Annotated in this window: 10 protein-coding genes, 16 tRNA genes, 1 rRNA gene and 1 riboswitch; of the genes, 1 reads left to right on the forward strand and 26 read right to left on the reverse strand. The window is 47.7% G+C overall.

All coding sequences use genetic code 11. The features are described from left to right. Nucleotides 1-20 precede the first annotated feature (20 nt). The 6 genes from ACWHAR_RS19085 to ACWHAR_RS19110 form a co-directional block, all read right to left on the reverse strand. Nucleotides 21-986 (reverse strand): ABC transporter ATP-binding protein, encoded by a 966-nt coding sequence (locus ACWHAR_RS19085; RefSeq protein WP_015417084.1) that lies wholly within the window; start codon nucleotides 984-986, stop codon nucleotides 21-23. Then, nucleotides 979-1965: an ABC transporter ATP-binding protein gene (locus tag ACWHAR_RS19090; protein ID WP_032874189.1), complete on the reverse strand. Its 987-nt coding sequence runs from the start codon at nucleotides 1963-1965 to the stop codon at nucleotides 979-981. Before ACWHAR_RS19090 ends, ACWHAR_RS19085 begins: the two co-directional genes overlap by 8 nt. Further along, nucleotides 1962-2867, reverse strand: a complete 906-nt coding sequence (gene opp4C / locus ACWHAR_RS19095; RefSeq protein ID WP_032874186.1) for an oligopeptide ABC transporter permease — start codon at nucleotides 2865-2867, stop codon at nucleotides 1962-1964. The genes ACWHAR_RS19090 and opp4C overlap by 4 nt, the downstream gene beginning before the upstream one ends. A gap of 12 nt (nucleotides 2868-2879) precedes the next feature. After that, nucleotides 2880-3836, reverse strand: a complete 957-nt coding sequence (locus ACWHAR_RS19100; protein ID WP_032874184.1) for an ABC transporter permease — start codon at nucleotides 3834-3836, stop codon at nucleotides 2880-2882. Between the two features lie 68 nt (nucleotides 3837-3904). Continuing rightward, nucleotides 3905-5626: an ABC transporter substrate-binding protein gene (locus ACWHAR_RS19105; RefSeq protein WP_032874182.1), complete on the reverse strand. Its 1722-nt coding sequence runs from the start codon at nucleotides 5624-5626 to the stop codon at nucleotides 3905-3907. Between the two features lie 2 nt (nucleotides 5627-5628). Then, nucleotides 5629-5808, reverse strand: coding sequence for an FbpB family small basic protein (locus tag ACWHAR_RS19110; RefSeq protein ID WP_032874179.1), 180 nt, complete (start codon nucleotides 5806-5808; stop codon nucleotides 5629-5631). 259 nt (nucleotides 5809-6067) lie between these two features. On the opposite strand from ACWHAR_RS19110, the gene ACWHAR_RS19115 reads away from it, so the two are divergent. After that, nucleotides 6068-7423 carry an FAD-binding oxidoreductase gene (locus ACWHAR_RS19115; protein ID WP_032875153.1) on the forward strand — a complete coding sequence of 452 codons (1356 nt, stop codon included), beginning with the start codon at nucleotides 6068-6070 and terminating at the stop codon, nucleotides 7421-7423. A 40-nt stretch (nucleotides 7424-7463) separates the two neighbouring features. On the opposite strand, the gene thiC is transcribed toward ACWHAR_RS19115, so the two are convergent. The 20 genes from thiC to rrf all read right to left on the reverse strand — a co-directional run bounded on the left by thiC (nucleotide 7464) and on the right by rrf (nucleotide 13471). Continuing rightward, a complete protein-coding gene (gene thiC, locus ACWHAR_RS19120) occupies nucleotides 7464-9236 on the reverse strand; it encodes a phosphomethylpyrimidine synthase ThiC (protein WP_032874176.1) in 1773 nt (590 codons plus the stop codon). Between the two features lie 121 nt (nucleotides 9237-9357). Beyond that, nucleotides 9358-9468: riboswitch (TPP riboswitch) on the reverse strand. 49 nt (nucleotides 9469-9517) lie between these two features. Then, complete coding sequence (locus tag ACWHAR_RS19125; RefSeq protein WP_032874174.1) at nucleotides 9518-10216, reverse strand: Type 1 glutamine amidotransferase-like domain-containing protein; 699 nt, start codon at nucleotides 10214-10216, stop codon at nucleotides 9518-9520. Between the two features lie 84 nt (nucleotides 10217-10300). Continuing rightward, nucleotides 10301-11512: a Na+/H+ antiporter NhaC family protein gene (locus ACWHAR_RS19130; RefSeq protein WP_074534200.1), complete on the reverse strand. Its 1212-nt coding sequence runs from the start codon at nucleotides 11510-11512 to the stop codon at nucleotides 10301-10303. 145 nt (nucleotides 11513-11657) lie between these two features. Next, a tRNA-Leu gene (locus ACWHAR_RS19135) sits at nucleotides 11658-11739 on the reverse strand. A gap of 245 nt (nucleotides 11740-11984) precedes the next feature. Then, nucleotides 11985-12073, reverse strand: a tRNA-Leu gene (locus ACWHAR_RS19140). A 7-nt stretch (nucleotides 12074-12080) separates the two neighbouring features. After that, nucleotides 12081-12151 (reverse strand) — tRNA-Cys (locus ACWHAR_RS19145). Between the two features lie 6 nt (nucleotides 12152-12157). Beyond that, nucleotides 12158-12232: transfer RNA gene (locus ACWHAR_RS19150), tRNA-Gly, on the reverse strand. Between the two features lie 52 nt (nucleotides 12233-12284). Beyond that, a tRNA-Gln gene (locus ACWHAR_RS19155) sits at nucleotides 12285-12356 on the reverse strand. Between the two features lie 9 nt (nucleotides 12357-12365). Further along, a tRNA-His gene (locus tag ACWHAR_RS19160) sits at nucleotides 12366-12441 on the reverse strand. A gap of 29 nt (nucleotides 12442-12470) precedes the next feature. After that, a tRNA-Trp gene (locus tag ACWHAR_RS19165) sits at nucleotides 12471-12544 on the reverse strand. 10 nt (nucleotides 12545-12554) lie between these two features. After that, nucleotides 12555-12639 (reverse strand) — tRNA-Tyr (locus ACWHAR_RS19170). A gap of 11 nt (nucleotides 12640-12650) precedes the next feature. After that, nucleotides 12651-12723 (reverse strand) — tRNA-Thr (locus ACWHAR_RS19175). Between the two features lie 3 nt (nucleotides 12724-12726). Further along, nucleotides 12727-12802 (reverse strand) — tRNA-Phe (locus ACWHAR_RS19180). A gap of 10 nt (nucleotides 12803-12812) precedes the next feature. Continuing rightward, nucleotides 12813-12889, reverse strand: a tRNA-Asp gene (locus tag ACWHAR_RS19185). An 8-nt stretch (nucleotides 12890-12897) separates the two neighbouring features. Beyond that, nucleotides 12898-12974 (reverse strand) — tRNA-Met (locus tag ACWHAR_RS19190). A 7-nt stretch (nucleotides 12975-12981) separates the two neighbouring features. After that, nucleotides 12982-13057, reverse strand: a tRNA-Val gene (locus ACWHAR_RS19195). Nucleotides 13058-13067: 10 nt separating this feature from the next. Then, a tRNA-Glu gene (locus ACWHAR_RS19200) sits at nucleotides 13068-13139 on the reverse strand. Nucleotides 13140-13175: 36 nt separating this feature from the next. Next, nucleotides 13176-13266 (reverse strand) — tRNA-Ser (locus ACWHAR_RS19205). 5 nt (nucleotides 13267-13271) lie between these two features. After that, nucleotides 13272-13346: transfer RNA gene (locus ACWHAR_RS19210), tRNA-Asn, on the reverse strand. A 9-nt stretch (nucleotides 13347-13355) separates the two neighbouring features. Continuing rightward, a 5S ribosomal RNA gene (rrf, locus tag ACWHAR_RS19215) occupies nucleotides 13356-13471 on the reverse strand. Between the last annotated feature and the right edge of the window lie 176 nt (nucleotides 13472-13647).

The raw sequence follows: 13647 nt of genomic DNA on the forward strand, positions 1-13647 counted from the left end.
TAAAACCGTTTTTTTCTCAATTACACGAAGTGGCATGCCGCAAAATGATGAAGCCCTTTTTCTGACAGCGCCGGACTTTTCTCAGCACATATCTTCTTGGCTGCCGGGCATCTCGTTCGGAATTTACAGCCTGAAGGCGGATCAGAGGGGCTCGGTATATCACCCTTTAAAATTATCCGCTCCCTTTTCGCTCCGGGATCAGGAACAGGCACGGCTGATAACAGCGCTTTCGTATAAGGGTGAAGCGGCCGTGAAAAGAGCTCCTCCTTTGACGCGTATTCCACAATCGTCCCTAAATACATAATGGCGACCTTCGTACATAAGTGCTCCACCACGCTTAAATCATGAGAAATGAACAAATATGACAGCCCGTGCTGTTTTTGAAGGCTGCTGAACAAATTGATCATCTGCGCCTGGATGGAGACATCTAACGCCGCCACGGGTTCATCCATAATGATAAATTGCGGCTTGAGCGCCATCGCTCTTGCAATCACGATCCGCTGCCGCTGCCCTCCGGAAAATTCATGCGGATATCGATCGATAAAGTTTGCGGAAAGTCCGCAGGCTTCAAGAACTTCCGCCGCTTTATCACGCGCGTTCCGCTTTACCGCCAATTGATGCTCGATCATCGCTTCACCGATGGCTTCTCCGATCCGGCGCCGGGGATTTAAAGAACTGAACGGATCTTGAAAAATGAGCTGCGCTTCCGATCTGAAAGTTTTGAGCTCGCGCCGGCTCATCCGAAACACATCACGCCCCTGAAAAAACACCTCTCCCTCTGTTTTTTCATGAAGCCTCAAAATGGTCTTGCCGATTGATGACTTTCCGCTGCCCGATTCTCCCGCTAAGCCGAACACTTCTCCCTTTCCTATCGTAAAACTGACACCGTCAACTGCTTTTACGGGATTTTTGCGGGTCTTTCTCATCCCCCCATGCTCCTCGTAATATTTTTTCAGCCCCTTGACCTCCAGCAACACATCACTCATCCGCTTTCTCCTCTCTGTAAAGCCAGCACGCCGCCTGATGCCCCTTCCCGAATTCAGTAAAATTCGGGCTCGATTTCCAGCATATTTCCGTGCTGTGTTCACATCGGTCCGCAAAATAACAAGACGATCCCGACAGGTCCGCAAGCTCGGGGACCTGCCCCGGAATGGTGTACAGCATCTCCCTTCTTTGACCGATAACCGGCTTGGCCGCGAGCAGCCCTTTCGTATACGGATGCTTCGGATCAGAAAACAGCCTTGCAACCGGTCCTTCCTCCACAATTTTTCCCGCATACATGACAATCACATAATCAGCCATTTCAGCAACCACGCCAAGGTCATGAGTAATGAATAAAATAGACGTGCGAAATTGCTTTTTCATATCCCGCAATAAATCCAATATCTGCGCCTGAATGGTTACGTCAAGCGCTGTCGTCGGCTCGTCGGCAATGATCAATTTCGGTTCGCAGCTTAGCGCGACAGCCGTCATGATGCGCTGCAGCATGCCGCCGCTCAGCTCATGAGGATATCGGTGCATAACCTGCTCGGCATGCGGGATCTCCACTAACGTGATCAGTTCAACGGCCTTCCGCCATGCTTCTTTCTTACTCAACAACAAATGTTCGCGAATCGGTTCGGTCAGCTGCTCACCGATTGTAAACACCGGATTCAAAGATGTCATCGGTTCCTGAAATATCATCCCGATTTCGCTGCCGCGGATTTTCTGCATGTCTTTTGGTTTCAATTCCAACAGGTTCCGTCCGGAAAAATGCACCGCTCCCCGTTCGATTCTCCCCGTCTCGGGAAGAAGCTGCATAATGGACAATGACGCCATGCTTTTCCCGCAGCCGGACTCCCCTACAATACAAACCGTTTCCTCCTCATGTATCGTAAAGCTGACATCGTCCACGGCCCTTACCGCCCCCTCCTCTGTATAAAAAGCCGTTTCCAAATGCCTTACTTCTAAAAGCGGTTTTTTCATTTCATTTTCACCTGCCGTTTTACCTTAGGATCAAAAGCGTCTCTTAAACCGTCTCCAAGCAGATGAATCGCCACAACGGTCAGAAAAATGGCCGTTCCCGGCGGAATCCACAGCCACGGGCGGAGTGTAAAATCCATAAAATGATTCGCCGCTTCCATCATGTTTCCCCAAGAAGGTGTCGGCGGAGCAACGCCAAGCCCGAGAAAACTCAGCGCCGATTCACTCAGCATCGCTCCCGCCACATGCAAAGTCGCCGCTACCAGTAATAACGGCAATGTATTGGGAAGCAAATGATAGAGGATTTTCCGTTTATCACTAAGCCCCAAAACTTCCGCGGCCATCATAAACGGCTGCTCCTTCAGCGACAAAATCTGTCCGCGTACAAGCCGCGCCAAACCGGGCCATCCGATCAGGCTTAACATCATCATAATCAGGTACATTCTGTATTCAGAAGGCACTTTCCACTCCGACATCACCGCAGCCAAAACCAAAAGCAGCGGCAGGCCCGGGATGGACATGAGCATATCAGCGATGCGCATAATGATCATATCAGCGGCTCCCCGATAAAATCCGGCCGCAGCCCCGAGTAAAGAACCGATGACAAGCGACAGCACCATTGAAGCAAGCCCCACAGTCAGAGAAATCTGCCCCGCCAGCATCAGCCTCGTCAGCACATCTCTCCCGTACTGGTCGGTTCCCAGCCAATGATGGATTCCCGGCTGCTGATTGGCATTTGAAATATCCGTCCGATCTGTTATGTACGGAGAAAAAGACGGCCCGATAAAGCACAATAAAAACATAAAACATAAGAAAAGAAGACTGATGACCGTCAGCTTATGCTGCAGCAGGCGGCGGTACGTCTGCTTCCAAAGAGAAGGCGGCACCCCTTTTTGTTTTTTCATTCCGAACACCCCCTATTTAAGCCTGACCCGCGGATCAACCGCGGCATAAGCGATATCCGCCAAGAAGTTCCCCACAATCGTTAAACAAGACAAAAACAAGGTAAACGCCATCAAAACCGGATAATCACGATAATGCACAGATTCCAGCTGAATACGTCCGACACCCGGCCACCCGAAAATCTGTTCAATAATGATGGCTCCGGAAAACAGTCCCGGCAGTTCAAAAGCAAGCAGGGTGATGGCCGGAATGAGCGCGTTTTTCAACGCATGTTTCCAGATGACGGTGCGCTCTTTCAATCCCTTCGCTCTCGCCGTTCTGATATAATCCTGTCTGATCACGTCCAGCATGCCGGAGCGGAAATACCTTGTCAGCGAGCCGATGCCGAGCATAGATAAAATCACGACCGGAAGAATCATATGTCTGGCGGCTTCAAGCACGTACGAAAAACCTGTACTCGTGCTTCCGGTATCAATCATCCCGCCGACGGGCAATATTTTCAAATCCACCCCAAACCACTTAATAAACAGAAGGCTGATAAAAAAAGACGGGAACGCCATGGAAGCAAAAACAAGAAACGTCACGATCCCGTCAAACCATGAGTATTTCCTGACAGCGGATATGACACCCGTAATCATCGCGGCTGACCATGTGACAAGCAACGCCAAAAACGCGACAAAAAACGAATTCCAGACATATTTCCGAAGCAGTGACAGGACGTTCTCCTGATATTTCAAAGAAAACCCAAAATCTCCGCTGAGCACATTTCCGAGCCACGTCACATAGCGCTGCCAAATCGGCTGATCCAGCCCGTAAAGCGCTTTTAACTCCATCGCTCTTTCCGGAGTCAGATTGACATTGGAATCAATATAGTCGCCAGGCAGCATGGCGAATAAGAAAAAAATAATAAAGGACGTACCAAATAAGATCACAAGCATTTGAATGAATCGTTCTGCGGCATACCGTTTCATAAAAAGCCCCTCCTTTCCGCTGAAAGGGCAAAATCCCCAGGATGCACCGGGTATTTTGCCCAACCGTTCTATTGAATTGAGACATTTGAGAGACTTGAACTGATTCCAGAATAATTGTCAGGCTCAAGCCCTTTTATTTTTCCGCTGACCGCCCTTGCGCTCTGACGGTAATGAATCAGAATGTAAGGCGGGTTTTCCCCGAGCTCCCGGTACAGCTGGTGATAAATCTCTTTTCTTTTGCTGATATCAAGCGTGCCGGCTCCTTTCTCTATCAGCCGGTCCGCTTTCGGATTGGAATATCCCGTTACATTATTGGGATGGCCGGAAGCCAGCTTTTCCACCGTGTCATTCGGATCAAGAATCTGCGAGGTGGAAACGGCGGCAAGGTCATATTGTTTGTCATTTATTTTCGCTACTTCCGTATTAAAATCCATCACTTCCGGTTTTAATGCGATTCCGATGTCCGCGTAATTTTCTTTCGCGATCGGGATGAAATCATCATCCGCTTTAGACGTGTAATAGCTGATTTCAAGCTTTTTTCCGTTTTTTTCACGTACACCGGCTTTGCCCGTTTTCCAGCCTGCTTCATCGAGAAGCTTTTTGGCTTTTTCAGGGTTAAACGCGTACCGATTGACACCTTTGTCATCATAAGCCCACGAAACCGGAGACACCGGAACATTCGCGACCTCTCCGTAGCGTTTAAAGCGTACATCGACGATTTTTTGACGGTCAAGTCCGTAAATAAGCGCCTGGGACACTTTCTTATCTTGAAAAGGCAGACGCTTGTGATTGACGTACACAAGCCCGTAATCATTCACGACAGATACGCTTATATTGGCAAAACCGAGACTTTTTAAGTGCTGAACCGTATCATCATCAGGTGAGAAAGAAGCGTAATCAAGGTCACTCGTTTCAAACAGCTGAAGGGAAGTTGACGCATCGATAATTTTATAAATCAGCTTTTCGGTTTTCGGTTTTCCGGCATAATAGTGTTCATTAGCCTGATAGCGTATTTCCTGTCCCGGAAGGTATTCTGTAAATTGATAAGGTCCCGCTCCGAGCGGTTTGGCATAAAGCTCTTTTAAATAGTCCAGTTTGCCGAATCGATAATTCTTCCCGTAGTAAGCTTCTGACAGCACCTGCCCGCCTAAAAGAAGCAGCGACTTCGCACTGACTTTCTCAGTCGTGATTTGAATGGTTCTGTCATCAAGGACGCGAATGCCTTCTATCGTCTTTGCCTTTCCTTCTTTGTAAGCCTTGCCGCCTTTAATATAAGCCGTGGTGATATCTTCATAGCCCGCGTATGCAGGATCATGCAGCAGTGTTAAAGTGAATGCGGCATCCTTTGCGGTCAGCGGTGAACCGTCGCTGAAAACGAGATTTTTTCTTAAACGGAACGTGTAGGTAAGCTGATCTTTGGAAACTTTCCAGCTTTCCGCAAGAGCCGGGGCTGGCTTCCCCGTTTTATCCAGTTTGACTAACGGCTCAAAAATAGGATCTGTCGCATTTCCGTCCCAGCCGTTTTCGTAAAAGTACGGCAGAAACACGCCGCCCGGCGCGGAAATCCCAGCAACAAAAGTATCAGTTCTGGCTTTCGATTTAGCGGGAATCGCCGCCGGATGAGAAGCTTTAAATTCCTTTGTCTTGACATGGGCGATACGTGTTTCTTCCTTTTTATCCGCCGCAGATGACGGTTCTTCTCCGGCACTCCCTAACGCGCACCCTGATAACGTGATGGATACCGACAGCGCGAGTACCGTTGTTTTTATCCTCCATTTTCTCTCCTTCATCTTTATCGAACCCCCGCATGCTTTTCATCTATCTTTATATAAATCTGCTCCATCTGTTTCTCATTTCTCATAATCTCCCGTTTGTTTTTCTCTACAAGCAGTTCGAAATTCAATGTGTGTTTTCTGTACTTTTTTCGTTTTTTGCTCTTTTTGCGCACATGTGGTACCTTTTTTAACGCCACTTTTCATCCCTCCGCTTTTCATTTCATTCAATGACTTTCACGCAAAAAAGGCCCTTATCTGTTTAAAAGATAAGAGCCTTCGGTGATCCGATCAGCCATCGTTTGGAAATATGTAATGATTATGTTAATTCATATAATCCCTACCTGTCAACTATAATTTAAAATATCGTTTCCTTCCGGGGGTTTTCCTCATACACTCTCTCATTTTTCCGCATATGCTAGAAAACATAGCAGATTACAAGTGAAAGTGAGTGAGAATGTGGAAAAGACAACATTGACCGGTCGCATCGTCAAAAAAGATGACCCGGACTATAATGCTGCGAGAACCAATATCAATTTAAGCCTGCAAAGATATCCAGACATCATTGTGTTTTGTCAAAATAAACATGACGCCCTCAATGCGCTGAGATGGGCACGTGAGAACAATGTGCCTTTCCGTATCAGAGGCGGAAGACACAGCTACGAAAATTTTTCCCTGTTAAATGACGGACTAGTCATTGATCTCAGTGAAATGAAGAAAATAAGAGTAAATGAGGATAAGCGGCTGGTCTCGATTGAAGCGGGAGCCGAATTGGGGGAAGTCTACCGGACACTCTGGCGGTACGGCTTGACCCTTCCTGCGGGAACCATTGCGAATGTGGGAATCACGGGGCTGACGCTCGGGGGAGGAATCGGATATTTAACAAGGACAGCCGGACTTACTTGCGATCGTCTCCTCCAGCTCGAAATGATCATAGCGGACGAAAAAGCGGGTGCTGAATTGATCACAGTCAACCGTTCAAAGCACTCTGATCTATTTTGGGCGTCTCAGGGAGGAGGGGGAGGCAACTTCGGCATTGTCACATCCATGATGTTTAAAGCCGTGCCGATCTCATGCGTGTCTGTTTTTTCTGTCACTTGGGGCTGGGATGATTTTGAGGAAGTATTTAACACATGGCAGCGCTGGGCTCCATTTACAGACAACCGGCTTACCTCATCAATTCAGTTCTGGCCTAAGGAAGTCAACCGCATAGAAGCGCTCGGTCAATTTACCGGGACAAAGGATGAGCTGAAAGAACTGCTGGCTCCGTTAATGAAAGCGGGAAAACCGACAAGCGGCATGGTCAAGACATTGCCATTTATTAAAGCGGCAGCCTTTTTTAACAGCCCGGGAGGCAATCAGCCGCAAAAGATGAAGCGGTCAGGATCCTTTATTGAAAAACCATTATCAACACGCGCGATTTCCACTTTAAAGCGCTATTTAGAGCACGCTCCGAACGAAAACGCCAGTGTCTGGCAGCAATCTCTCGGCGGTGCGGCCGGACGGATCGCTCCGGACCAAACGGCATTCTACTATCGCAACGCAATCATTGCCCAAGAATATATTACAACTTGGACATCTGCTGAAGAAGAAAGACAAAATGTCCGCTGGATCGAAGGATTGAGAACGTCCCTATCAAGAGAAACGATGGGAGATTACGTGAATTGGCCTGATAGAGAAATCAGAAACTGGCCGCAAACGTATTACGGAGAAAATGTTCACCGCCTCCGTCAAGTCAAAACGAAATATGATCCGGAAAATATATTCCGCTTTGAGCAGAGCATTCCGCCGCTTCGCCGTTCACCGTTTTTCTAAAAAAGATGAAGATGGGCAAACTCCATCTTCATCTTTTCTTTTATTGATATAAGCGGCTTCCCTTCTCTGCAAACTCTTTTGCTTTTTCTTTCAGCCCCTCATTGACGGCCTCATCTTCAGTAAGTCCGTTTTCCTTCGCATAATCACGAATATCCTGAGAAATTCTCATGCTGCAGAACTTCGGACCGCACATCGAACAGAAGTGAGCTGTTTTTGCGCCTTCAGCCGGCAGCGTTTCATCATGATATTCCATTGCTCTTTCAGGATCAAGCGACAAATGAAATTGATCACGCCAACGGAATTCAAACCGCGCCTTAGACAGAGCATCGTCACGGATCTGTGCACCCGGATGCCCTTTAGCAAGGTCTGCGGCATGTGCCGCGATTTTGTACGTAATGACGCCTTCTCTTACATCATCACGATTCGGCAGCCCCAAATGCTCCTTCGGCGTGACATAGCAAAGCATCGCCGTCCCGTACCAGCCGATCATCGCCGCGCCGATTGCTGAAGTAATGTGGTCATAACCCGGAGCGATATCCGTCGTTAATGGCCCGAGCGTGTAAAAAGGCGCCTCTTTACAAATTTCCAGCTGCTTGTCCATGTTTTCCTTAATTTTATGCATCGGCACATGACCCGGTCCTTCGATCATCACTTGCACATCGTGCTTCCACGCAATCTCCGTCAATTCTCCGAGAGTCTCCAATTCCGCAAACTGCGCTTCATCATTGGCATCCGCAATCGAACCGGGGCGAAGCCCGTCACCAAGTGAAAAAGCGATATCATAGGCCTTCATGATTTCACAAATTTCTTCAAAATGCGTGTACAGAAAGCTTTCCTGATGATGGGCCAGGCACCATTGCGCCATAATCGCCCCGCCGCGGGAAACGATTCCCGTCGTGCGTTTGGCCGTTAACGGGACGTAACGAAGCAGTACGCCGGCATGGATGGTGAAATAATCCACGCCCTGCTCCGCCTGCTCAATCAATGTGTCACGATAAATGTCCCACGTTAAATCCTCGGCAATGCCATTAACTTTTTCAAGCGCCTGATAAATCGGCACCGTCCCCACAGGCACGGGGCAGTTGCGGATAATCCATTCACGCGTCGTATGAATGTCTTTTCCCGTGGATAAGTCCATCATCGTATCGGCGCCCCAGCGAATCGCCCACGTCATTTTTTCGACTTCTTCTTCGATAGAAGATGTAACAGCCGAGTTGCCGATATTTGCATTGATTTTCACATGAAAATTCCGGCCGATAATCATCGGCTCGCTTTCCGGGTGGTTGACGTTAGAAGGAATAATCGCCCGTCCGCTCGCCACCTCTTCCCTGACAAATTCGGGAGACACATGCTCACGTATTGCGATAAACTCCATTTCCGGCGTAATGATGCCTTTTCTCGCATAATGCAATTGTGTTACATTTTTCCCCGGCTTGGCCCGAAGCGGTTTCCGCTGTAGGCCGGGGTATTCGGCGGCACGGCCCTCTTTTTTATAGCCGTTGTCTTCAGGTCTCACGGTCCGGCCGTTATATTCTTCTACATCTCCGCGCCCGGTAATCCACTTTGTGCGGAGCGCCCCCAGCCCTTTATGAATATCAATCTGTACATCCGGATCTGTATACGGCCCGCTCGTATCATAAACACGGACCGGCGCATTCTCCTCTTCCCCGAATGCCCCCGTAGTCGCACTCAGGCTGATTTCCCGCATCGGCACTCGTATATCGGGCGAAGAACCTTCTGCATAAACCTTTTTACTGCCGGAAAAACTCGACATAATGGAAATGTTCGCTTGCTGTACTGATTGATTTTGCATACAAATCTCTCCTTTTTCATTTGAATAACAGAACCAAGCTCAGCACCAGCACAAAAAAACCGGGTTCAAAGAAGAACCCGGTTTTGCAGTCAGAAAGAAACTATTATTGTTGTCCTCAACAATAATAAAACCTCTACTTCCCCACGCTGGTACGAACCAGATCAGGTCCAAAGGGTTAAGAAGCCGCCGCTTCTCTCTCAGCCCGCTCAGACGGGCACCCCCAGTAACTATTGATTTCGCTCTCATCGTAACACAAGTTGTGTACAAAAAAAAGCATATTATCAAAATTCAGATAATGGGACAGTCATAAGCTCTGTTTCCCGAACGCCTTCTTCGGTATTAAAAACCCGATAACCCTTTGCGGTTTCCCGGGAAGAGACAGCCTGGAACAGCTGACCGTCTTTATAATGAAGCGCAGCGCCATCATCAGCGGCATAGCCCTCCCTGAGTTTCTTTTCTGAAATCAGACGGTGATACACCGGCCGGCGCTCCGCTTCTCCGTCATAGTGCGGACAGAAGCTGCCCGGCAAAAATCCTAAAGCTCTTAACTCTCTCAAATCTCCAGCTGAATCCGTCAATCCTTCTTCATACCAGCAAATCGCCCCGGCGCTAAGACCCGCCAACATGATGCCGTTTTCCCAAGCCTCACGAAGAATAAGGTCAAGCCCCCACTCTTTCCATAAGACAAGCATATTGCGCGTATTTCCGCCTCCGACATATATAATATCTTTCTTCATGAGAAAGGATCTGAGGTCAGAACCCGGCGGTTTAAACAACGACAAGTGATCCGGCTCACACCGCAGCTTTTGAAAGGCTTGATAAAACCTGCCGATATAATTCTCCGAATCTCCGCTTGCCGTCGGCAAAAAACAAACTTTTGGCTTTGACCGCGCCGACTGCTCTAAAATATACTGATCCAGCACAAGATGATCCGGCTCCATGGAAAAGCCTCCGCCGCCCATTGCAATAATCTGCTTCACGTCATCACCTCTTTTTTTCTCTAGTATAACAGCTCATAAAAAGGCGTTATCCCATTTTCGGATAACGCCTTCAAAAAGTATTTGTTATCTGAAAAATGAAAACGCACCGTATAACACAACGGAGATCCCCGCGGCGATAAGCGCCGGAACAAGGACCAATTCGTTTCCGCCCTTAATAAAATGGGTAACAAGCTCGCCTGCATGAAAACGCTGAAACATAAAAAGAGCAAATGCTGCAATAACCGCTGCCAATAATGCGGTTAACATGACGCCAAGCATATCGCTTTTGATAAAAGCATTCAAAAACCCTTGTGCTTTTGAATGGCCGTCCCACCAGCTGAGAAAGAGTGTCAATAGCAAAAACAGCCCGATCGGAATGATTAAATTCCACGGCCGAATCGGTGTTTCCTTAATATAAGCACGGTGCGCCGAATCCAGCTCCTCCTGCTGGTCAGCATGCTCATCACTTTCGAACATTCCGGTATGTTCACCGTGAATATCTGAGATCGTCCCTGTTTCCATGTTGAATGAACCTGAGCCTTTTGAAAGCAACACACCGCTGTTCCGCGGAATCGGTTCCGTATTTTTGTTATGTTTGCGAGCAGAAGTTTGTCCGCTCTTTTCTGTTTTTTCTAAGCTTTCATCCGCTTTTTGTTTCTTAAAAAAGCAGTAATAAATTCCGACTACTATAATCACAATGGAGAAAAAATTGAAGGGAATACTTTTCACATACACCGTGTAAGCCGGCTGATCTATTCCTGACGTTTTGAGGGCCTGTCCGATAATGGAAACCATGTAGCCGACAAATGCCGTTGCTATCGGAATCAAGGCAATGACAGGGTTTGCCGTAAACTCAATGGCATACGCAATTTTCTGTTTCGACAGGTCCAGACGCTTGCTTAAAGCTTTCATGATCGGTGCAATTGTGACGATGCGAAAGTCCGGTTCACTGAACGTGCCAAATGTCGACAGCCATGCAAGCAGCATCGCACCTTTTTTGGTTTTAACTTTTTTACTGATCAAATGGACGAATCCTTTTATCCCGCCGGTCAGCTTTATAATCCCTACAAGACCGGCAAATGAATATAGAAACACAATGATTCTAATATTATTGGTGACGACAATATTACTGATTATATATTGAACCATATGTTCAATCCCGCCAAGCAAGCTGGGATGCAAAAGATAGCTTCCGACCAGCAAACCGACAAACAGACCGGATTGCACTTGCTTTGTAATGATTGAAATGGGAATGACCAGAATAAATGGGATAAGACAAGCCCAAGTCCCTTCCATAAAAAACACCTCTTTCAAAGAACTTGCTGTTAGTATCTTTGAAAAAAGCGGATTTATACAATAAGCAGGTATCATGTTTTCACAAGCTTTGGAGGATATTTTCATACAACAAAAAAGGCTTCTACATATTGTAGAAGCCTTTGTATACCGGTGGCCGGGGTCGAACCGGCACTCCAGAAGGAACACGATTTTGAGTCGTGCGCGTCTGCCAATTCCGCCACACCGGCATGTAATGCGTCGTGTTCAACCGACGTATATAAATATAACATGTATTTCATAAAACGTCAACGGTTTTAGCAAAGTTTTTTAAATGGTAATGCAGTATATACGATACAAACAAGAAACTTATATTGATAGTCATTACGTTTTTATTATATAAAAAAAGTGATCTGCAATATGCAAATCACTCTCATATATATTTTATAATGTGAAAATTGATGACCAATTTAACATAGTTCGTTCAAAGTTAAATTGGTGCCGAGGGCCGGACTTGAACCGGCACGGTAGTCACCTACCGCAGGATTTTAAGTCCTGTGTGTCTGCCAATTCCACCACCCCGGCAATAGAAAGGCGACACCCGGATTCGAACCGGGGATAAAGGTTTTGCAGACCTCTGCCTTACCACTTGGCTATGCCGCCGTAATTTGGAGCGGAAGACGGGATTCGAACCCGCGACCCCCACCTTGGCAAGGTGATGTTCTACCACTGAACTACTTCCGCAACATGTAAAAGAACTTAATACATCTTATGCTGTTGTTTTAAAAAAATGCAACTGGGCTAGCTGGATTCGAACCAACGCATGACGGAGTCAAAGTCCGTTGCCTTACCGCTTGGCTATAGCCCAATGATAAAATGGGGCGATTGATGGGAATCGAACCCACGAGTGCCAGAGCCACAATCTGGTGCGTTAACCACTTCGCCACAACCGCCATAATCTGAAGATGAATAAATAAAATAGTGGCAGGGGCAGTAGGAATCGAACCCACACCGGAGGTTTTGGAGACCTCTGTTCTACCGTTAAACTATGCCCCTATTTATAAAATGGTGGAGGGGGGCAGATTCGAACTGCCGAACCCTGAGGGAGCGGATTTACAGTCCGCCGCGTTTAGCCACTTCGCTACCCCTCCATCATTTAGAGTGCCGGCCAGAGGACTTGAACCCCCAACCTACTGATTACAAGTCAGTTGCTCTACCAATTGAGCTAGACCGGCAAATGGTGGCTCGGGACGGAATCGAACCGCCGACACACGGATTTTCAGTCCGTTGCTCTACCAACTGAGCTACCGAGCCTTTTTATAAATGGCGGTCCGGACGGGACTCGAACCCGCGACCTCCTGCGTGACAGGCAGGCATTCTAACCAACTGAACTACCGGACCATTTTTTTTGGTTGCGGGGGCAGGATTTGAACCTGCGACCTTCGGGTTATGAGCCCGACGAGCTACCGAACTGCTCCACCCCGCGATGATAATGGTGGAGGATGACGGGCTCGAACCGCCGACCCTCTGCTTGTAAGGCAGATGCTCTCCCAGCTGAGCTAATCCTCCATCATATAAGTGACCCGTACGGGATTCGAACCCGTGTTACCGCCGTGAAAGGGCGGTGTCTTAACCGCTTGACCAACGGGCCCTGGTATTTTTTCGTTTGTTATGTATTGATAATTAGTGGCGGAGAGCAAGGGATTCGAACCCTTGAGACGGGGTTACCGCCTACACGATTTCCAATCGTGCTCCTTCGGCCACTCGGACAGCTCTCCATAAATGGCTCCGCAGGTAGGATTCGAACCTACGACCGATCGGTTAACAGCCGATAGCTCTACCACTGAGCTACTGCGGAATGAAGTCTGCCTGGCGATGTCCTACTCTCACAGGGGGAAACCCCCGACTACCATCGGCGCTGAAGAGCTTAACTTCCGTGTTCGGCATGGGAACGGGTGTGACCTCTTCGCCATCATCACCAGACGTTTTAGTGACATGTATTATTATACTATGTATTTCAGAAAAAGCAAGAGTTTTTTTGAAAAAAATTCTCTCAAAACTAGATAACAGTAAGCATACATTCAAATTGGTTAAGTCCTCGATCGATTAGTATCTGTCAGCTCCATGTGTCGCCACACTTCCACCTCAGACCTATCAAC

It is taken from the genome of Bacillus sp. LR--39 (assembly GCF_053613335.1).